This window comes from Neobacillus sp. CF12, assembly GCF_030348765.1.
Taxonomy (GTDB): domain Bacteria; phylum Bacillota; class Bacilli; order Bacillales; family Cytobacillaceae; genus Neobacillus.
Window position 1 is genome coordinate 1,043,072 of the sequence record NZ_JAUCEU010000007.1, and the last position, 20,484, is coordinate 1,063,555.

At 39.1% G+C, this 20,484-nt stretch carries 20 protein-coding genes, 1 pseudogene and 1 riboswitch; of the genes and pseudogenes, 4 read left to right on the forward strand and 17 right to left on the reverse strand.

Going from position 1 to position 20,484, the window contains the following annotated elements; all coding sequences use genetic code 11:
• The first annotated feature begins 262 nt into the window (after nucleotides 1-262).
• Nucleotides 263-769, forward strand: coding sequence for a GNAT family N-acetyltransferase (locus QUG14_RS05250; RefSeq protein WP_289339470.1), 507 nt, complete (start codon nucleotides 263-265; stop codon nucleotides 767-769).
• A gap of 169 nt (nucleotides 770-938) precedes the next feature.
• Here the strand turns inward: QUG14_RS05250 and QUG14_RS05255 are convergent, their stop codons facing one another.
• Nucleotides 939-1,601 (reverse strand): nitroreductase family protein, encoded by a 663-nt coding sequence (locus QUG14_RS05255; protein ID WP_289339471.1) that lies wholly within the window; start codon nucleotides 1,599-1,601, stop codon nucleotides 939-941.
• 266 nt (nucleotides 1,602-1,867) lie between these two features.
• Here QUG14_RS05255 and QUG14_RS05260 point away from each other — a divergent pair, with 266 nt between their 5' ends.
• Nucleotides 1,868-2,485 carry an NUDIX hydrolase gene (locus tag QUG14_RS05260; protein WP_289339472.1) on the forward strand — a complete coding sequence of 206 codons (618 nt, stop codon included), beginning with the start codon at nucleotides 1,868-1,870 and terminating at the stop codon, nucleotides 2,483-2,485.
• An 89-nt stretch (nucleotides 2,486-2,574) separates the two neighbouring features.
• Here the strand turns inward: QUG14_RS05260 and QUG14_RS05265 are convergent, their stop codons facing one another.
• Nucleotides 2,575-3,057, reverse strand: coding sequence for a peptidoglycan recognition protein family protein (locus QUG14_RS05265; protein WP_289339473.1), 483 nt, complete (start codon nucleotides 3,055-3,057; stop codon nucleotides 2,575-2,577).
• Complete coding sequence (locus QUG14_RS05270; protein ID WP_289339474.1) at nucleotides 3,054-3,884, reverse strand: protein phosphatase 2C domain-containing protein; 831 nt, start codon at nucleotides 3,882-3,884, stop codon at nucleotides 3,054-3,056. Before QUG14_RS05270 ends, QUG14_RS05265 begins: the two co-directional genes overlap by 4 nt.
• A 419-nt stretch (nucleotides 3,885-4,303) precedes the next feature.
• Here QUG14_RS05270 and QUG14_RS05275 point away from each other — a divergent pair, with 419 nt between their 5' ends.
• The gene (locus QUG14_RS05275; RefSeq protein WP_483310793.1) at nucleotides 4,304-4,753 is read left to right on the forward strand and encodes an acyl-CoA thioesterase; all 450 of its coding nucleotides are present in this window, start codon (nucleotides 4,304-4,306) and stop codon (nucleotides 4,751-4,753) included.
• 334 nt (nucleotides 4,754-5,087) lie between these two features.
• On the opposite strand, the gene QUG14_RS05280 is transcribed toward QUG14_RS05275, so the two are convergent.
• The 13 genes and pseudogenes from QUG14_RS05280 to QUG14_RS05345 form a co-directional block, all read right to left on the reverse strand.
• Complete coding sequence (locus QUG14_RS05280; protein WP_289339475.1) at nucleotides 5,088-6,575, reverse strand: MDR family MFS transporter; 1,488 nt, start codon at nucleotides 6,573-6,575, stop codon at nucleotides 5,088-5,090.
• Nucleotides 6,576-7,118: 543 nt separating this feature from the next.
• Nucleotides 7,119-7,868: a nucleoside phosphorylase gene (locus QUG14_RS05285; protein WP_289339476.1), complete on the reverse strand. Its 750-nt coding sequence runs from the start codon at nucleotides 7,866-7,868 to the stop codon at nucleotides 7,119-7,121.
• Nucleotides 7,840-8,502, reverse strand: a complete 663-nt coding sequence (locus QUG14_RS05290) for a sulfite oxidase-like oxidoreductase (RefSeq protein ID WP_289339477.1) — start codon at nucleotides 8,500-8,502, stop codon at nucleotides 7,840-7,842. Before QUG14_RS05290 ends, QUG14_RS05285 begins: the two co-directional genes overlap by 29 nt.
• Before the next feature lie 20 nt (nucleotides 8,503-8,522).
• The gene (locus QUG14_RS05295) at nucleotides 8,523-9,440 is read right to left on the reverse strand and encodes an ABC transporter permease (RefSeq protein ID WP_289339478.1); all 918 of its coding nucleotides are present in this window, start codon (nucleotides 9,438-9,440) and stop codon (nucleotides 8,523-8,525) included.
• The gene (locus tag QUG14_RS05300) at nucleotides 9,427-10,503 is read right to left on the reverse strand and encodes an ABC transporter permease (protein ID WP_289339479.1); all 1,077 of its coding nucleotides are present in this window, start codon (nucleotides 10,501-10,503) and stop codon (nucleotides 9,427-9,429) included. Before QUG14_RS05300 ends, QUG14_RS05295 begins: the two co-directional genes overlap by 14 nt.
• Nucleotides 10,469-12,007 carry an ABC transporter ATP-binding protein gene (locus QUG14_RS05305; protein WP_289339480.1) on the reverse strand — a complete coding sequence of 513 codons (1,539 nt, stop codon included), beginning with the start codon at nucleotides 12,005-12,007 and terminating at the stop codon, nucleotides 10,469-10,471. Before QUG14_RS05305 ends, QUG14_RS05300 begins: the two co-directional genes overlap by 35 nt.
• A 63-nt stretch (nucleotides 12,008-12,070) precedes the next feature.
• On the reverse strand, nucleotides 12,071-13,090 hold the full coding sequence (locus QUG14_RS05310; RefSeq protein WP_289339481.1) for a BMP family protein: 1,020 nt from the start codon (nucleotides 13,088-13,090) through the stop codon (nucleotides 12,071-12,073).
• A 190-nt stretch (nucleotides 13,091-13,280) separates the two neighbouring features.
• A riboswitch (SAM riboswitch) is annotated at nucleotides 13,281-13,388 on the reverse strand.
• Between the two features lie 404 nt (nucleotides 13,389-13,792).
• Complete coding sequence (locus QUG14_RS05315) at nucleotides 13,793-14,503, reverse strand: YwaF family protein (RefSeq protein ID WP_289339482.1); 711 nt, start codon at nucleotides 14,501-14,503, stop codon at nucleotides 13,793-13,795.
• 161 nt (nucleotides 14,504-14,664) lie between these two features.
• Nucleotides 14,665-15,126 (reverse strand): carboxylesterase family protein, encoded by a 462-nt coding sequence (locus QUG14_RS05320; RefSeq protein ID WP_289339483.1) that lies wholly within the window; start codon nucleotides 15,124-15,126, stop codon nucleotides 14,665-14,667.
• A 5-nt stretch (nucleotides 15,127-15,131) separates the two neighbouring features.
• Nucleotides 15,132-16,171, reverse strand: a pseudogene (locus tag QUG14_RS29735) (carboxylesterase/lipase family protein).
• 174 nt (nucleotides 16,172-16,345) lie between these two features.
• Nucleotides 16,346-17,368 carry a multifunctional transcriptional regulator/nicotinamide-nucleotide adenylyltransferase/ribosylnicotinamide kinase NadR gene (gene nadR, locus QUG14_RS05335; RefSeq protein ID WP_289339485.1) on the reverse strand — a complete coding sequence of 341 codons (1,023 nt, stop codon included), beginning with the start codon at nucleotides 17,366-17,368 and terminating at the stop codon, nucleotides 16,346-16,348.
• Nucleotides 17,369-18,064 carry a nicotinamide riboside transporter PnuC gene (gene pnuC / locus QUG14_RS05340; protein WP_289339486.1) on the reverse strand — a complete coding sequence of 232 codons (696 nt, stop codon included), beginning with the start codon at nucleotides 18,062-18,064 and terminating at the stop codon, nucleotides 17,369-17,371. It abuts the gene before it with no gap.
• 14 nt (nucleotides 18,065-18,078) lie between these two features.
• The gene (locus tag QUG14_RS05345; protein WP_289339487.1) at nucleotides 18,079-18,849 is read right to left on the reverse strand and encodes an NUDIX domain-containing protein; all 771 of its coding nucleotides are present in this window, start codon (nucleotides 18,847-18,849) and stop codon (nucleotides 18,079-18,081) included.
• 484 nt (nucleotides 18,850-19,333) lie between these two features.
• On the opposite strand from QUG14_RS05345, the gene QUG14_RS05350 reads away from it, so the two are divergent.
• Nucleotides 19,334-19,618 carry a hypothetical protein gene (locus QUG14_RS05350; RefSeq protein WP_289339488.1) on the forward strand — a complete coding sequence of 95 codons (285 nt, stop codon included), beginning with the start codon at nucleotides 19,334-19,336 and terminating at the stop codon, nucleotides 19,616-19,618.
• 402 nt (nucleotides 19,619-20,020) lie between these two features.
• Here the strand turns inward: QUG14_RS05350 and QUG14_RS05355 are convergent, their stop codons facing one another.
• Nucleotides 20,021-20,395, reverse strand: a complete 375-nt coding sequence (locus tag QUG14_RS05355) for a DoxX family protein (protein ID WP_289339489.1) — start codon at nucleotides 20,393-20,395, stop codon at nucleotides 20,021-20,023.
• Nucleotides 20,396-20,484: the final 89 nt, after the last annotated feature.

A 20,484-nucleotide genomic window follows, 5' to 3' on the forward strand; every position in this document is an offset into this window, starting at 1 on the left:
ATTAAGTTCTACTCTACTATACATGAAAAAGGCCTATAGGTTACACTTATCTATAAAAGAAATATCCCAAACAGTGAGAGCACTGTCTGGGTTCAAAGAGCAGTTATTTTTTAATAAGTTATGCTCTAGCCCAATTATTGCTCTCTAATCTTTGCAAGATTTACATATTGAAAATTTCTCAATAATATAGATAGAATTGAAAATATCTATTTAGCTAACACAGATCATAATAGCAATATCACATGATTGAGGTGCTTATTACTTGAATGTACTTGAAACAGAACGATTAACTCTTCGTTGGTTAACAACAGATGATGCAGCGTTTATACTCGAACTTTTAAATGAACCTTCTTGGATACGTTATATCGGAGATAAAGGTGTCCGAACGGTAGAAGATGCAAAAAACTATATTTTAACTGGCCCCTTAAATATGTATTCCCAACTGGGCTTTGGTCTTTATCTGGTTGAATGTAAGCAAGGAAGGACCCCCATCGGCATTTGCGGTTTGTTAAAAAGAGATACATTAGAATATCCTGATATCGGCTTTGCTTTTCTATCAAAATATCAAACACAAGGTTATGGATTTGAGTCAGCCTCAGCTACTCTTAAGTATGGGCATGAACAACTGCATCTTAAGCGAATCTTGGCCATAACATCTATGGATAATCATGGTTCCTCCAAGCTGCTTGAAAAAATCGGGATGAAATTTGAAGGAACTATAATTTTTCCTAACGATAAGGAAGAGCTTAAATTGTTTGCATCCGAATAATAAATATCATTGGTTTATCCATAACCCTCATTTATAAAAGAGGGTGTGTTTTCGAATTAATTTTAAAACCTCAAACACATATTACCCCGTTCAAAAAAAGAACGGGGGATAGAATAAAGATTTTAAATTTTGATTTTAAATACTTCTTTTCTTTTGCATGATGTCATGCTTATTCCGTTGGCATTTCGTTAAAGAACGCTACATCCTCAATCGGAAGACGTGTAGTAGGATGTCCCGGTTTCGCTGCTTTTCCGATCGCTATGAGCATGACCGGCACAAACTGCTCGGAAATTCCGAACGCTTCAACGAACTTCGCTTTATCGTATCCTCCCATTGGGACCGTGTCGTACCCTTTGGATCGTGCGACAAGCATAAGCTGCATTGAGATAAGTCCGCCATCTGTAAATACGATTTGGCGAGCTACTTCAGGAGACAGGTTTGAGTACATACCGACAGTTCGTTCGATGAATGAGGCAGCCGTATCTACCGGCATAAATCCTGCTTCAACAGCTTGTCCATAAATTTTTTCAGCTTTCTCGTAGCTTTTCACATCGCCAAGGACCGCAATCACGGCAGATGCTTCCACTACTTGTTGTTGGTTAAACGCGATAGGCAAAAGCTTTTCCTTCAACTCTGGTTTATCGATAACGAGAAAACGCCATGGCTGCAGGTTTGAAGACGATGGAGCTAAGGTTGCGAGCTCTAGCATTTCCGTCATTTCTTCACGTGAAATTTGCACGGATGGATCGTATACACGGACAGATCGGCGTTCACGGATAACATCTAAGAACATTTGCTGTTCGATTTTTTCTATAGTTTGAGAGTTTGACATTATAATTCCTCCTAGTAATAGCATGATGATTTGGTTAATTCTATTACGAAAAATTAGAGGTATTTAACCTCATCATAATCAATCTAATGTTTGTACCATACTAGGTAACCTTACTCACATTGATCCAAAATGTCAAAAGGTCTGCTTTAGTAACTTTAACCATTAAATGATGTATATGCATAATACAAACAAGTTGTAGCAAAGTTTTGTAAGTTTCATATATATAATAATAGTAAATAATATAAGACAAGCTGGTGGTGTTGATATTGGAACCTAAATGGCTGGATTGGGCAAAACAGCTTCAATCCATTGCACAGGCGGGATTAACGTATTCAAAAGATGTATATGATTTGGAGAGATTTGAATTAATAAGAAATATAAGCGTTGACATTCTAAACCATTATACAGATATGGACAAGCCTGTAATCAAAGATTTATTTGCAGGTGGAACTGGTTATGCAACTCCTAAGGTTGATATTAGGGCAGTTATCTTTAAGGATGATAAAATACTGATGGTCCGTGAAAATACCGATGGTCATTGGGCATTACCAGGCGGCTGGGCTGACATAGGATATACACCAAGTGAAGTCGCTGTAAAGGAGGTAAAAGAAGAATCGGGATTTACTGTGAAACCGATTAGAGTAATAGCTGTAGCCGATAAAAAGTGCCATCCACACCCTCCTTCTGCCTTTCATGTTTATAAAATATTTATACAATGTGAAATCATTGGCGGGCAGCCAGTTAAAGGAATTGAAACAAGTGAAGTGAAATTCTTTGCTGAAAACGAACTGCCTCCACTGTCAACAGCTCGAAATACACAATCCCAAATTGAAATGGCATTTAAATACTTAAAAAATCCCCATGATGGTGTTTATTTTGATTAATTAAGGTTACTACTATAAATCTCTAAATGATTAAGACCAAGATGTATTTAAAATCATCTTGGTCTTAAATTTCTATTTTCCTTGCCCTGTTATTTTGGCCACTGAATCTTAATCGATTCTCTAAAATGGTCCATATTAAAGTTTTTACCTGGACAACTTTTTTCGATACCTTTTAATTCACGATGCCCAAAAATGCGTGTGATTGATAACTTATATTGATCTAATAGATAAATGCATAGTTTACTTAATGATTTTAGCTGCTCTTTTGATAGAGTTTGAATATCAAAATTACCAGCTAAACAAATACCAATTGATTTTTCATTATAGGAATATGCGTGTGCTCCAACATGGTATCCTCTTCCTTTCATGATATCACCATTTTCTTCAATAAAAAAATTATATCCGATTCCGCTCCATCCACGATGTTCCTGATGAAAACGATGTGTCTTATGAATATCCCAACCTACTTCTTCTGTATGGTGTACAATGATGAACATGACATCTTTTATAGCAACCTGTGGTTCCTTAAACCCCAAATGAATATCTTTAATCCAATCCGGTTCATCCTTCATAAAGACCTCACCTCTTCACAAAAGCTGATCATGACCCCAGTTTTATCATCTGAACGAAGATTATTGCTTTTCTCATATTGTCCTAATTCGACAGCATATACATCTAAACCGATTGTTTGTATCTTTTTAAATGTTTCTTCGATTGAATATTTTGGATGAAAAAGGCCATCTGTCATTAATAATAATGTTTTGATTTCACCGATGTTTACTTGACCATGCTGAATAAAATTAAAAACTTCTTTTTTTCCATTAGCAACCGTGTAACCATATTCCTTATTAGCTAATGAACGATTAAAGATAAGCTGTTGAGTACGATCCTGATAATACACCTCATCTGGAATTTTAACTCCATGCTTTCTTTGTTCCTCACGCCATGCCTTCGCTCTATAACTAATATCTTTTACAGTATCCCTTGTTAAGGCTTTTATGGTTCCGTCTTGATACTCAGCAATGATCATACAATCACCAAGCTGTGCATAAGCAATCTTTCCGTCTTTTTCAATCTTTATAATTGCAGCACATGTTGACCAAAGATTTTCATATTTTGCCTGATTCACCTTATATTTTTCCATATGTTCTCTCAACATTCTATTAGCAGCCATGATTCCTTCAACTAATGAAAGGGTACTTCGATAGAGTCTAAAGAAATAATCTTTAAATATATTAGAGGCTAAATATGCACCATTCATTCCGTTTTCATCTTTAAATGGTATTAATGGAGTTGCCCCATCAAAAACCCCATAAACATTTATCTTTTCATTTAATACGATTGAATCTTCACTTACACGTTTATGAGGGGCAGCACTAAAAAAAGACTCAACTTTCATTCGTTGTCCACCTTTTTTTTGAAAATAACAGAAAAACGATTAAATATATAAAGACATTCTATGATTTAATGAGAAATTTTATGGTTACTAATTTTCTGTTTCTTTAAATGAGGGATGCACCCTTCACTAACCCAGTTAAAGACTATTTAGAGTTTATTACAATAGAATATATGCAGCATTATCCAGCCCTGAGGCACAAGCAGCAGAGGCAGACGGAGAAAATTTATTCAAATTCCTAAATAAACCTCCAATAATCACCTTTGTTGAATAGTCAAATAGATGTAAACTACTATCCTTTGAGGTAGGGTTCTTACTTTAATTTCTGTTATAATAGGGAAAAACGCAATCAGTGAAAGTAGGAACATATATCCAAGAAAAAATCTTGCAGTGAATCGAGAACCATTCAAACCGACGGCGTCCTGCCAAATGACACAAACCCGCACCAGACTCTTTTCGGAGGTGCTCTGATGAGCCGAATTGACCGCGTTGCTGGCATTGCAGCGGTCAAACACTGCAGAAAAACTACAGTGACCGCAAGCACCGATTCAGTCGATTTTTTGCATCCAATCACCCTTCAGGATGCAGTCACATTAGAAGCGTTTGTCACTTGGACCGGGAATACATCGATGGAAGTGTTTGTAAAAGTGATAGCAGACAACTTATTTACAGGGGGAAGCCGAGTGGCGGCGACATCGTTTTTAACCTTTGTCTCGTTAGATGAAGAAGGGCATCCGGCCCCAGTTCCATCTGTTTATCCTGAAACGGAAGAGGAGCACTATTTATTTAATACTGGAGAAGAAAGGTCCATTGCCCGAAAGCTCCGAAGAGAACAAAGCAAGCATCTCGCCCAAACGTTTGGTCGGAAATAAATAGGGCAAATTGCCATAATGGGTTCAGTTTTGAAGTAAAAAATTATCATGATGAAACCCTAACAGAATTAAAACCTTTTTTAACAAGCAAAATTGAACCAAATATTGTACAGAAAACCGCTCAGAGCACATAAGCTCTGAGCTTTTGATATATAGATGTCAAAGCTAATGATGGGACTGAAGTTAAAGTTAGACTATAAATTTTATAGAATACACTGGTCACTGACGAGCCTTTTTTATTCGATGCGGGATTTCCCTAAAAGTAAAACGCGAATCACTTGGAACTCAAGAGATTCGCGTTTTTGTGATACATGATATAGGCAGGTATATTCTATCAGTTCACAGTACCTTCCTTGAGCTTCAATTCCTTTTCTTGAGGAACTGCCCGTTTAATAAAAAACGAGGCGATCCAAGCGATGGATACAAGCCCAAATGCAAGCAAGAACGAGTTTTTCATTCCAGCAATCATCGCTAGAATTTGTAGTGCAGACTCATCTTTTGTGGTCAATGTATTTTCCAAAAAACGACTTGAGGTACTTGTCATGATGGATACAAGTAGTGCTGTCCCGACAGCGCCTGACACCTGCTGAAGTGTGCTGATAATGGCCGTACCGTGCGGATATAAATGAGGAGGCAGAACATTCAAAGCGTTGGTCATGACCGGCATCATGACCATCGAAATACCCAACATCAATAGCGTATTAAAAATCATAATCTTGCTGTACGAGGTCGACAATGTGATAAAGGCAAATTGCAAAAGTGAATTTGCAACCAACCCTAATCCTACGACCGCAAGTAGCTTGGCACCAAATTTATCAAATAATCGGCCTGTAATCGGTGACATAATTCCCATTACAATACCGCCTGGCAGCATAACCAGCCCTGCCTCCAATGGACTGTAACCTAATGCATTTTGGAGAAAAATCGGCAACAGCATCATCGCAGAGAACATCGCCATCATGATAATCATCATAATCAAGGTCGACAACCTAAAAATGTTGTATTTAAATGTTCTTAAATCTAGTAACGGTTGTGCAATCGTCAATTGCCTCCATGTAAACAGTACTAAAGAACCAACGCCGACTGCAATTGAAATAATGACCTCATTGCTCGACCATCCCCCTTGGCCTTCACCAGAACTACTGAAACCGTACACAATCCCCCCAAAACCAATCGTTGAAAGGAGTAGTGATACTGGATCAATCTTAGGATTCGTGGTCTCCGTCACATTTTTGAGTTTGAAATATGCAATGATCATAACCAACAGTGCGATAGGCAGAACACCGTAAAAGAGAATACGCCAACTAAATTGCTCGACAATGATACCTGAAAGAGTAGGTCCAATTGCAGGAGCAAATGTAATGACAATACCAATCGTACCCATTGCCGACCCTCTTTTTTCAATAGGAACCATGGCGAAAACTACATTGGTGAGTAACGGAAAGAGCAAACCGGTTCCCGCCGCTTGAAGCATCCTTCCGATTAAAAGAACAGCGAACCCTGGGGAGATTGCAGCAACAAATGTACCAATCGTAAAAATTCCCATAGCCGTTAGGAATAAGGTTCTTGTCGTGAACCGCTGAATTAAATAAGCAGTGACTGGTATAAGTACACCTATGACTAGAAGATATCCAGTTGACAACCATTGTGCGGTACTAGGTGCGATTCCAATGTCACTCATGATTTTTGACAAGGCCACGTTAAGTAGCGTTTCATTCAAAATAGCTACAAATACACCTAGAATCATGATTAGGACTAAGAAAAAGTTGCCTTTATTCCCAAATGTCCCTTCGTTTGGTTTTGATTCGATATGATTGTTCAAATTCTTTCCCCTTTCATTTTCCGAGTCAACATTTCTTACCTTTTATGTAAGATTATACACTTTCAAAAAAATAAGAACAAATGTTCTAAAAAACAATACCACAAAAGATAACCAATTTCAATTATTTGATCCATTCCTGAAGAAAAACTGGATGTTTTAAAGCAGATAACTAGGAAACCTCATATAGCCATTCTAAGTCCTTTGGATCTGAACAAATTAAAATCCCAATCTCTCATTCAAATCCATAGAATCGATTAAAGATAAAACTCTTAAGCGTGCTCTTATCTAACTAAAAAGCTTATCACCTAATTTATAGACAAAAATAACCGTAAAGGAAATTTATCTTTACGGTTTTACCAATATATCACACCCTGCTTGTAGCAGGAAATGGTAAACAGCGGCTTTTTGCAGCTTTCATTTTTACCTGAGGAGCAAATAAAAGCCTTGATCCTTATTTGATCATTTTTAATGTTAACAGAATCATTACTTCCATTTAAACTATATAGGAATATTCTCAGAGTTCGCGAAAGAACCCTTCTCCCTTTATAACGCTGTAATGGCGTCCAGGGCTATTTTCATTTCTGCTTCCACCGCATCGGCGACCAAGTCGTTGTGTGGATTGTATTCCTCTCGCAGCTCTGCATCCGCATAGCCGTCAATGGCTAGAATCGCCCCAGCTTGTACTCCTTTTAACGCAGCAATAACGAATAAAGCCGAGTTTTCCATGTCTACTGCTAGAACTCCAGCTTTTTTATAAAGCTGATGTGGAAATTCGAGAACCCCAGAATAGAAGGCATCGAGTGTAAGAGTAATCCCCTCTTTTACAGGAATGTCTCCCCCAGTTAAAACGGCCGCGTCTACTAATGCCTCGACGATTTTACGGTCTGCAACCGCAGGGAATCCAGGAGGGACAATTTGTTTCGTTAAACCATCACAACTCACAGCAGCAGTGCTGACCACAAGACTTCCAGGTTTAACTTCTTTTTGATAAGAACCTGCCGTTCCTACTCGAATGATCGACTGTACGCCTCCCATGATCAGTTCTTCAAAACATACCGCTGCCCCAGGTGCGCCAACACCATGGCTGACTACCGCTACCTGCTTCCCATTCCAACTTCCGCTGTATGTGTGGTACTCGCGATTTTGAGCGATTTGAATAGGATTATCCATTAAATCGGCAATCAGTTTTGCACGACCTGGATCCCCGCATACAAGTACACGTTCCGGCAGTTTATCTGATGTTACTTTTAGATTTGGCAATTGTTTAGTCAAAGTCTTTTCGCTCCCATTCATCCTCTGGTATTGGCAGGTCTTCTCCTGAGAATCTTTCTTCTTTAAACGGATCCGCATTAAGATGAAATCCGTTTTGCTCCCAGAATCCTGGCTGGTTTTCGTCAATAACCTCAAAACCACGAATCCATTTTACACTTTTCCAAAAATATAGATGCGGTACAACCAGCCTTAGCGGCCAGCCATGCTTTGCTGTTAGCGGTTCTCCTTCAAACGAATGTGCTAGCAGAACATCCTCTTTAAGTAGATCATCCAAAGCAATATTGGCTGTATAATCATGATCAGCATGAAGCATCACATACTTACTTTTAGGCGTCACGCCAATTTCTTTAAGGAAATCACTGAATTTGACACCGGTAAAATGATTGTCAAAGCGAGACCAGCGTGTTACACAATGGATGTCCACCTTGATGGTCGTCTGTGGCATTTGTTTGATTTGTTCATACGTGAGAACGACTTCTTTGACCCCTTCACCGAACACCTTTAAATCCCATTTCTCCATATCATACACGGGTACCTCTCCTTCATGGAGAATCGGGAAACGTTCTGTTAATGCCTGACCAGGTGGAAGACGATCGGCAAGTTTTGGATCAACTGCCGGAACTCTGGTCCGCTTAATTCTATCTGCTTTATTCATGATTTTCTTTCTCCTTTTTCCTATCTAGAACTTTGCTGTCCTGAAAGCTGTGAATCTGCCCCGCGATCCTTTAAGAAGAACATCGCGAAGATGGTGATAATATAAGGAAGCATCGCTGTAAATTGAGTTGGCATCGAAAAGCCTTGTAGTCTGATACTTAATGCGTCCATCAGTCCGAATAATAAGCTTGATCCAACGATCCCGATCGGGTGGGATTGACCTAACATCATTGCAACAAGAGCAATGAAACCCCTGCCGGCCGTCATTCCCTCTGTAAACATCGTTACTTGTCCAAGTGATAACTGTGCACCTGCCAAACCACAAAGGATTCCACACCCTACAATGGCTCCATATTGCAGGACAGTAACCTTTAACCCAAGGCTTCGGGCAGCTGCTTCATTTTTCCCAACCGCAAGTACACGGAAGCCAGCAACTGTACGGAAAAAGAAAATGTACAACAAAATTGCCGCTAGAAAAGCGCTATATACGAGTGGTGAATGTCCCGAGAGAAGTTTCCCAACAACCGGGATCCCCTCAATCAATGGAATGTCCCATTTCGGAAGTCCTTCCATGTTTTTATCATAAAAAGCACCTTTTACATTAAAAATGGCTCGAAGTCCAAACGTGGTCAGACCAAGAACTAAAAAGTTTATCGCAATTCCTGCTACGATTGGGTTTGCTTTAAAACGAATGGCTGCCAAACCAAATAGCAGCGAAACCAGGATCGATCCCAGTGCTCCCACTAAAACAGCTACTAGCACACTGCCGCTATAGTAATTTCCAACAATCGCAGAAAATGCTCCTGCTAAAATTAATCCCTCAAGGCCAACATTAAAAATTCCAACACGAGCACATAAGGCTCCTCCTAAAGCTGCCAAAAGTATCGGACTGATCATGCGAATCGCTGACGTAAAAAAGGAGAGATCAAGCAGTTCCATGGATGTCACCACCTTTCTTCTTTACTTTCCACCAATTAAAAGTGATTTTTGCTGTAACAAAAAGAATAAGAACCCCCTGGATGACACTGGCAATTTCTAACGGAACCTCAGTATTTCGCTCCATTCCCATGGCACCAGTTTGAAGTGCTGCCAGCAGAATCGCCGCTACCGCTGTACCAAGAGGATTAGAGTTTGCCAAAAGAGCTGCCATTAATCCTGTCCAGGCATAACCGGGTACGGTTAGGGAACCTTCTACATATCGATATTGTGATCCTAAAACTTCAACCGTTCCAGCTAGTCCAGCAATCCCGCCGCTAAAAAACATGCTGTACAGAAGCACCTTAACTTTATTAACCCCGCCATACTCAGCAAAAAATGGGTTATACCCAAGCATTCTTACTTCGTACCCCGCTGATGTGAATCGCAGAATAATATATAGAATAATTGCCAAAACAATGGCAATCACAAATCCCATATGGACACTCATCCCTGGGAATAACTTAGGCAGCCATGCCACCTGATCAATCATGTGGGTCTGTGCTAATGCAGCTGATCCACTTTTGTCTTGAAACGGCTCTGAAACCAAATAACCTGCAAATAATACCGCTACATAGTTTAGGAGTAAGGTAGAAATCAATAATTGTACTTTGAATCTAGTTTCCATCCACCCCGCAAGGAGCGACCATAAGCCCCCTGCTAAAAATCCAGCCACCAAGGCTGCTAGCAATTTGATGATCCCAGATCCTGGTACATACAAAGCCGCAAGTGCAGCACTCACGGCACCTAACACCATTTGCCCCTCTGCTCCCATATTGAAGACACCCGCACGAAAAGCAATGGCCAACCCTAAACCTATGAATATAATAGGAGTGGCACGAGCAAGTGTAGCGGTAACAAAGTAAAAATTACCGAATGCCCCGTCCCACATGACTTTATAGGTTTCCAAGACAGATGCCCCTACTAAACTAATGGCAACGGCCCCTGTCAATAGCCCAATCACCACGGCCGTAAGAGGCTGTACCAACGATTTAAGCAGTTGTTGTAGTTTTCGTTGAAGATTCATTCTTGTTTCCTCCTGCCATAAGTACGCTTAATCTCTCTTCCGTCGCATCTTTCCGATCAAGGATATCGACAATTTTCCCTTCATACATAACAGCTATTCGGTCGGATAACGTCAGTATTTCCGATAACTCCGATGAAACGAGAAGAATTCCGTCCCCATTATTTCTTTTTTCTATAATGGCTTTATGAATATATTCCATTGCACCGATATCAACACCACGGGTTGGTTCGGCCGCAATCAGAAAATCTGTTTCAAATCCTAGTTCTCTTGCCACAATTAATTTCTGCAAGTTTCCACCTGATAGGTTTCCTGACTTTTCATCTAACGATGGTGTTTTAATTTCGAAGGTATCAATCCATCCTTTAACAATCTTTCGGAATCCACCCCGTCGAATAAAGGATGATTGATTGAAGTTTTTCTTTCGATAATATCCCATCAACCCTGTTTCCTCGACGGTTGCTTCCTTCGCCGCTCCCCATAGGTATCGGTCTTCAGGAATATGGGCGAGACCAGCATTTCTTCTATATGCCACGGATTTGCCCGTCAAGGTTTTCTCCCCTAGACGGATACTGCCACTATCGATTTTGCTTAATCCTGAAATTGCCTGGATCAGTTCAGACTGTCCATTCCCCGATACTCCGGCAATCCCGACAATCTCTCCGCGGCGTACGGATAAGGAAAGATGATCCAAGATGGGCTTCGCGTCCTTCCCGCCAATGGTTAGATTGTCAATTTCAAGAAGAGGTGATCCGTCCAATTGGATTCTGTCCGTAAGCTTTTGGAGCTCACGGCCAACCATCATAGTGGCCAGCTGTTCGATATCTGTATTTTGTTTTAAAACATTTCCTGTAACCCTGCCATTTCTTAACACGGTAATTTGATCGGCCACTTTCATAACTTCTGGCAGCTTATGTGTAATTAAAATGATGCTCTTCCCTTGTTCTGCTAAGAATTGAATCGTTTTTAGGAGTTCCTCTACCTCAATAGGAGTCAAGACCGCTGTTGGTTCGTCCAGTATAATAATATCAGCACCTTGGTATAACACTTTTAATATTTCAATCCGCTGCTGTTCTCCAACCGAGCAATCGCCGGCTTTTTTCAATGGATTGACATGGATTTTATACTGATCGCTCAATTTTTGCACTTTTTCAGCCGCTTCTTTTCTATTAAAGAAACCATTGCGTTTCGGTTCATGACCGATGACAATGTTTTCTGTTACCGAAAAGTCAGAAAATAGCATAAAGTGCTGATGCACCATGCCGATTCCCTTATGGATCGCATCTTGTGGGCCTGAAAAATTGACGGTCTTACCGTTTAGTTTTATTTCCCCGCCAGTCGGTTGTTCAAGGCCGTAAAGCATCCGCATGAGGGTCGTCTTGCCGGCGCCATTTTCTCCGACAATAGCCAAAACCTCTCCCTTTTTCAGATATATCGAAATCCCGTCGTTCGCTAGGAACTCACCATACTTTTTGGTCATTTCCTTCATTTCTAACACATAGGTCATGGTTTTTCCCCCCTTTAAAAATGGAAACCGACTACAATGTGCAGTCGGTTTACTTTTTTCAGATTAATTGCTCAATGGATTTTTGATTTCTCTTTTTCCAGAAACAATTTCTTCATGAAGAGCCTTGACTTGGTCAATAACGTCTTGTCCAACAAAGCTGTTTAGTGGAGTTTTGCTTTCATGTGTCACATATGTCAAGCCAACACCCTTTTCCTTCAAGCCATACTCGACGATACCTGTTTTAAAATTGCCGTTTGCAAATGCTTTTACCGTTTCAAATGCAGCAGCATCTGTCCCTTTTAGCTGCGAGAGAACAACATGCTCTGGATCAACTTCTGTACGGTCAACGTCCTGACCTGATGTAAAGAATCCTTGTTCTTCTGCTGCTTCAAACACACCTAAGTCTCCCACTGCTGCAGCTCCTGCAACAAAATCTGCTCCCTTAGAAGCTTGTAACAACGCTAGTTCTTTCGCTTTTGCTGGATCTGTAAAGCCTCCAACATAGTTTACTAGAAACTCTGCATCCGGATTGGTTTCCTTTAATCCTTCTTCAAACGCAACTGTCCACTTTTTCATTAATGGAATATCCATTGCCACTACCATACCGACTTTATCTGTTTTTGTAGAAAGTCCTGCTGCAGCACCTAAAAGATAAGCTGCTTCATGCTCTCTGAAATTGACACTTTGAACATTCGGAAGGTCTACTACCGTATCAATAATCGCAAATTGACGATCTGGATTTTCAGTTGCTACCTTTTTTAAAGCATCCTCTGATTCAAATGAAGATGTAATGATTAAATCATATCCTTCTGCTACTGCTACGCGTAGGTTTTCCTCGATAGCAGAATGATCCGTCGATTCGATCGTCTTTAGTTCTACTCCAAATTCTTTTGCAGCTTGTTTCGCACCTTCATCCATTTGCTGGAAGAATGGGTTAACCCCAATTTTTTCTGGCAAGACAAGGGCAATTTTCTTCTTATCCTCTTTACTTGACGCCGCATCTTTTCCTGTTGATTCTTCAGCTCCACATCCAGCGACGAGCAGGACTAAAGCTAGTACGATAAGTGAAAGTAGTTTTCTCATGATATTCCCCCTATAATATATTTCGTTTTTATTCCTATTTGTCTATTAATTTACTAAAAAATATCAAATATAGCAATACAAAAATCGAACATTTTTATATTTTTTTATTCCATCGTTCGTGTTTTACCTTTTTCAGCAATTAAAATACCCTCTTTCCAAGTAATAGGAAGAGGGTTTATGAATTTTCTCTTCCTTATCTTTCAGAACTCACTTGTTCTGTTGGATTTGGCACCATACTAGTAAAAATAGCGGTTGCCGGGCGTCATCGGGCCAGTCCCTATGCCTCTCTTGATAAGGTATACAATATGTACGATTCGATAAAATTTTAGGTAAACAATATAAACGACTTAGTAATAAATAAAAACTAGATTTATTATATTTGAAAAGTTTTAAAATTACAATACTTTAAATATTCAATAATATTTCAGTGGTGCCTGGCACCGTAATCTTGTAAAAGCGTACCCAATAATGAGGGTACGCTCTCTTTTTGTTCAAACTGTATGGTTTTTTTTTTGTAGAAACTGTATGTTTTTTTGTAAGAACTGTATACTTTTTTGTAAAAACTGTACGCTTTATTGTAGAAACTGTATGGTTTTTTGTAGGACCTGATGCCATATTGTAGGAACTGTACACTTTATTGTAGAAACTGTAAGCTTTTTTGTAAGAACTGTACACTTTATTGTAAGAACTGTACACTTTAAACTATGACACGTTCCTATTTTCCCTTTTCATCAATATCCCCATAGGTATATAGGTGATGATAAATACAAAGATACCAACGATTTCAAGGTTAATATAGTACATAATTCCACTGCCGAAAAATGATAATAATGTTTCTGTTTCCGATGGGCTTGCTAAAAAGAAAAAGTTTGTGTCTAGCCAGATATTTAGGAAAAATACAGGTACCGCTATCACATTCAATGTGAGAAAACTGGTGATAACGGCTTTTCGCGGAACTCTGTACCCTTCAAAGAGGATAAAATACAGGACGGCTAACGGAATGGCTGAATGATGAAGGAAATATTTTAAGAAACGAAAATGAGGAAATTGGTAGACGATATCAGGTGTAACCATACTTAATATGGCTGGTAGGAGACCAATAAAAAATAACAAATTAAATACTTTTTGATTCGGTTTCAAAAATAAATACAAGGATAAAAATGTACTTAGTGAGCAGAGCTGCAGAGGAAGATCAGCCACTTCCCATTGGTTGGTAAGTATTAACCATAAATGAAAGGAAACTTCACAAACAATCAAAGTAATGAATAATGTCCATTTTACTATATGCTGGTATGAAGAAAGCTTCTTTCTGTAAAATACGAATAAGAAACACGTCAAAAAGAAGAGAATCAATGTAACAATATGATCCATTGAAAGAAAGCTGAAACCCTGCATTCCCGTAACAGAAAACATGATGTCAACACCTCTTTTTGGGATGGTTTAAAACAGTATATTCAACTTTAATACTTTGTATTCTAGAGTCCCACCTAAGATTAGAGCATAAAAACAAGTGCCAGGCACCTTCCGGATTAACAGGTGCCTGGCACTTTTCTTACTTTACACAATTAATATTATTAAGATTTCATCATCATAGCTGCCTGTTCCCATATTATCCGCTCTTCCCGGTTTGGATCTTTCACTACTGCACTCTCTATGTTAAAAATCATGATTGAACGTTCATTCATGTCATACTTCGGCCATTCAGGAAGGTTTTCTGTATTTGGATTACCGTTTCGCGCAAAGTTTATCCATGCCTGATGCATTTGATTTGCTAGCAATTGTCTTTCTGGAGAAGACCCGGTGAAATTTTCTGTATTTAGCGTATTAAGTGTATTAAAAACAAATGGAATTTCTAACGCATGCGTTGATTTTAGTGCACCGCCAAATACCGGTGTTTCCCAGTCAAACCGATACATCCAAACAGGAGTACCTTGGTTAACCTGAAGCTCGGTTAATTTTAATGCAGGACCCGTAAAGATACTCATGGTTAACAATTTATTAAAAAGATCTTGGTTTAGCTGCCCTTTATTTGACATTGAAATCAACGGCAATAATGGCCCAAATGTTTTTCAAAAATCTGTCTAACCTTTGTTTCATCGGCATTTTTCCACTCAGGATCAAAGACACTGAAAATATTGTATTCATCCTTGTTTGTACCAATTAAAATAGAGACATCCTTTGCTGATCCTTCCGCAATTGCCTCTTCTGGATGTTTCGGAAGTGATACACCATCGATTACTGGGCCTAAACTCATCGGAGGAACCAGGTCGGAAGCTTGAATTAACTGTTCAACTGGCAATTCCTCTAATTTTGAAAGATTCGTTGGTTCTACTTGTAAGGCAGCTAATAGATGACCCGCAACTTTTGTTGCTTTCTCAGATGAATGTACATTTGCTGCGGCACCACTTTGTAAGATTGCTTTATGAAAAAGACCTTGTGCTGAAGGGAATCCTAGCAACACACCTATGCTCATAGCCCCTGCGGATTCTCCAAATACTGTTACATTATTCGGATCCCCGCCAAATGCTGCGATGTTATCTTGTACCCATTGCAAAGCAGCAACCTGATCCAGAATACCGCAATTCCCAGAAGTCGCGTATTCTGCACCGCCAATTTCTCCGAGATGAAGAAAGCCAAAATCCCTAGTCGGTAATTAATCGTAACGACGACAACATCACCTTGAGCAGCAAACGACGCACCGTCATACCAAGTGCTTGATCCTGATCCCGATACAAATGCTCCACCGTGAATCCAAACCATTACTGGCCGTTTTTTATCATCTGCTCCTGGCGACCAGACATTTAAGTACAGACAATCCTCGTTCATATTGGAGATATCATTTCCAAAAAACTCCATTATTTCTCTTTGTGATTGCGGGGCAACAGGTGAGAATGAAGTTTCTTTACGAATTCCTTCCCAAGAATCGGGCAGCTCTGGAGCCCGAAAGCGAAGAGATCCAACTGGAGGCTTTGCATATGGTATCCCCTTCCAAGCAAATACACCAGCATCGATTTTTTCTCCTTGTAGTTTACCGTAAGCGCTTCCAACAATTGTGTTAGACATATTCCTACTCCTCTCCATATTAAAATCTACTAACAAGACAAACCGTTCTATGATGCCATTTAAAAGTATTCGTGAAGGAATAGAAGTTTTCCTGTTATTTACATAGAATTTTCGAATCTTTAAAAAATAAATTTGAACTGCAAAAATAGCAACGAGACACCATCCAAAATTAGATGGTGCCTGGCACTTTAACTAGTAAGCTAGTAACTCTTCTATCATTTTTATTGCACCATTAAGCCGGTTCACATAATCGCCGCTCAAGATTTTATAGTCAATGTTATGATTATCTAATAACAACTTTAAGTGCTGATTGTTTTGGTCTCTTATGGTATCCTCACCATGAACGCGCAGCCCATCATCGACCCATTTAACATCAGGTTCAAGGTAGAGCCAAAGATCGTAATCTTGTAGTTTAGCAATTTCATCCAGAACCGTTTGATGTTCGTTGTTATAGAGATTAGAGTAAAATTGTGTAACAATCGCTTCTGTATCGATAAAAACAACCTTATTTGCTTTTTCAATCGCTTTCATCTCTTCCAACTTATGACCATAGGCAATTTTATGATAATCTTCCTTCGTGATGATTCCCTCGCATCCGCCTATCTCTTCACATATGATCCGGCCATATTCTTCCACATAGGTTGTATTGTATATTTTTGCGAGGTTTCTCGTCAGGGTTGATTTTCCGCAACTTTCTGTTCCCACTACCACCACCTTTTTTATAAAATAAGGTTTAACGAAGTCAGGTATGAAGTGCCAATGATGAAAAACACCCTCTTTGCGAATTGCTGTCGCCGAGATGTTTACATGCTCTCGGGAAGGATCAACGAGGACATGTTTTGCCGCTGGATAAAGTTCATTAAAAATACAGTTATACTCATATTCCGAACTAAACACGTAATCTATCGGCTTACCGATTGCCTTTTTAATCAGTTGAGCTCCCTCATTCCAATCGTAATCATCATTTCCATGATGATCTTCAATGGACAGCACTTTTACATGTGGCATATCTTTCGATAACTGAGAAAGCCAGCGTAAACGTATTTGGGCTGGAATGTACTCCATCTTTGTATCCAGACAATGTTCCTTGTCACGTCTTTCACTATGTGATAACACAACATACAGTTCATCCACGATTGATGATGCATGAACAATTGCATACACATGACCAAGATGCAGGGGCAGAAACTTACCGCCAATAAAACCAACACTCATTTAAACCACCTCATGATTTTGTTTACTATAAAGTTTTCGCCAGTTGATATACCCATAAACGCTGTTGACGAGGAATGCGGACCACATAACTAACATCGAAAAATCATTGCCACCTTGCGAGATTAGTGCACTTAGCCAAAGGAAAATCGATAAGACATTGACTGAAATCCAGAGTAACCATTGTTCTGCAAATCGTTTTAACATCATGATTTGTGCTCCAATTGACAATACATTTGTCGCTGAATCTGTCCACACATTGTTACCGCCTAAGTATTTCAAGAAAAACCCATATCCAATTGTAAGAATGACGATCGATACCACAGTATAAAACCAGCCTGTTTTTGTGAGGCGTTTAACTTTAACATCTTCACCTTTTACACCATGCTCGGTTTTGTTCTTTTTCCACAAATAAATTCCGATGAACTGTACTGGAAAGTAAAACAGTGCATTTAACATAACTTCTCCGTAAAGACCATACCCATAAGCAATATAAGCATATGTTAACGTTTGGACGATCCCAAAATAATAGTTTGATATTTTCCCCTTTGCTACTAATACAACGCAAAGCATTCCAGTTATAGATGAAATCAAGCCAATAAGTGAGTCTGCCCAAGCAATGAATAAATAGATGTTAACGAGTGTAAATGTTAAAAGCCAGCCAATCTCAAACCGCGTCCAATTCTTAAATATCCCCATCTGTTCCTCTCCCCTTAACCTTTTAGTTTATTTTTATAAACGGAAACAATCGGTTGAAAATCATTAAAACGATAGAGCTGTGCAGGTGTTTTTGAATAGGCATTTGATTTCTTTGGCTTACCGTTTTCTGTAACAGCTTCAATAAATGGCAATGTTGGTGCTTTTCTAAAAAAAGCTGCATCCGATGAAATGGATGGATCATCCAAAACCGTTAATAAAACTCCTTGCAGTTCTGAAAGGACAAACTCTTCTGGAAGAAAATGTTTGGCAAGGGTAGTGAGGGCCATATCCTTTTTAATAAACCAGAGTGCATCATCCATTATTATTCGGTGGTCAAAGGCTAGATTAAGCGCTAGCGCCTCTTCCATCGTAAACAGTTGAATGTCGGAAGCGTCATATGTGGTTTGCCGATTCTTTAATGCGGCTTCATTTGCAATGACGTAATGAGCATTTGAAATAATCCAACCTCTTTTGTCTCGACTGTGGGAATCGTAGACACCGAAATGCTTCATTCGCAGTCCATCTACCCCCGTTTCCTCAAGCAGCCTACGTTCCGCTGCTTGAAACGCAGTCTCATCAGGGTGAACAAATCCCCCTGGTAATGCCCACTTCCCTGCTTCAATATTTGGATTGCCTTCATGATCCTGTTCACTTCGTTTAATCAGCATGATTTTTAATTTTTTGATTGGAGGCTTATACTCTCCGTTACTTTCAGACGTGATGGTAAAGACCGCTATATCACTGGTATATCCATCAGGGGTTGTAAATTTATCTTTCCATTCCATTTTCGTCACTCCTTTAATTAACAATTTGTTAATCGTTAATTAAAATATATTCCAGTAATTGCTTTTCGTCAAGAATTTTCTGATATTTGTATCAAAAAATAGGCGAATATCATAAGATGTAGTCTTCCCAGAAAAAGGAGGTTTTCATGATGAGTTCGGAATACGGAGTAGGTATAAGTTTACCTTTATTGTTAATCTTGTTTATCCTGTTAATTATAGTTGGTGCAGTTTTTTGGTGTTATGATGATGGATGTTATAGTGACAGCAATTATTGAAGCTGAAGTCCTTGGGTTTAGATTTACGATCGCAAAATGACAAATTAGATGATTCGTTATTGCACTTTCATGGAAAATAGCCTAGGGGCTTATCACCCTAGGCTATTCGTATTATGGCTACTTATAGTAAGATTTTCACAAGTAATTCCGCTTACTGAATATACTTAGTATTGTGTTAATTTGGTAGTCAATGAAAAGGAGTCGTTATTATGAATGAGCAGCTAAGTAACGAGGTGGTCAAGGGAACGGGTACAAATCGCTGGGCTAGGATCATTCGAATTTTAGGTATTGGTTTTATGGCTGCTGTTTTTGCAGGGATTATTTTTGGTCTTTTATTGCGGTTAGTTATGGGAATCATTGCAATGTTCTTCCCTCATTTAGCAACTGGGTTTACAGTTGGTGGGACTCTTATGTTAGTGATCCTTGGTATTGCTGTCACCTTAGCCAACAGTATTGTTTACACCACTTTTTTTCAAAGATCAAGAAAAAGCTGAGTACAAAAAGGCTTATATTTTGGATTGTTGAGTCTTCTGATTTATGGTACTCCTTTGTTTTTGTCTAATCCCAACAACGAATTATTTGGACCCCAAGCCCCATTGGGTGTAGCCTTATTTTCTGCATTATTCTTTATTGGTGCTCTCATTCTTGTCTATTTCATCGATAAAATTTCTAGATGGGTCGATCATTCGCATCGAAGGTTGAGACTTTCTTATCTAAGTTTTGCTCTTCTTGTCATACCTGCAATCGTCATGCTGGTCAATATTATCGCTGAGATTTTTTACGAAATACTTCCGAAAATTATAACGAATCTTTCTCAGTTATTGTAAAAGTAAGAAAAGCCGACTCCTCTATCAATAATCAAGAAAGAGGGTCGGCTTTTTATATACTGATATTTTTTACCAAGTCCAATTTGTGATGGAGAGTAACATTAAAGCAGCTGCGGCTAATGCAATATTCTTTAGGAATTGATTCATTTCGCCTACTTTTGCATTCTGATCTGTTTCTTTCCAGAAATTATGCATTATGAAAGCTGAAACCACTAGGAATATTACTAATAAATACAGTCCCCATTCTATCCAATATGACGTAAGGATACTCAATCCACCTGCTAGGAGCATTAATCCAGTTACCACTACCGATAGTCCTGGTGCTGGTACCTTCTTATAGGACGCATATTGCTTTAAACCTTGAAATTGGATGAAATGATTTAGACCTGAATAAGCAAAATAAAGACCAAATACCGCCCGACCAACCAGCCATAGCCAATCCATTCAGACATCATCCTTTCATGAGGTTAGTTACTTTCTTTATACATATATACTTTTAATTTAAGAATATTCCGTCTTTTTTGAAAAAGAAA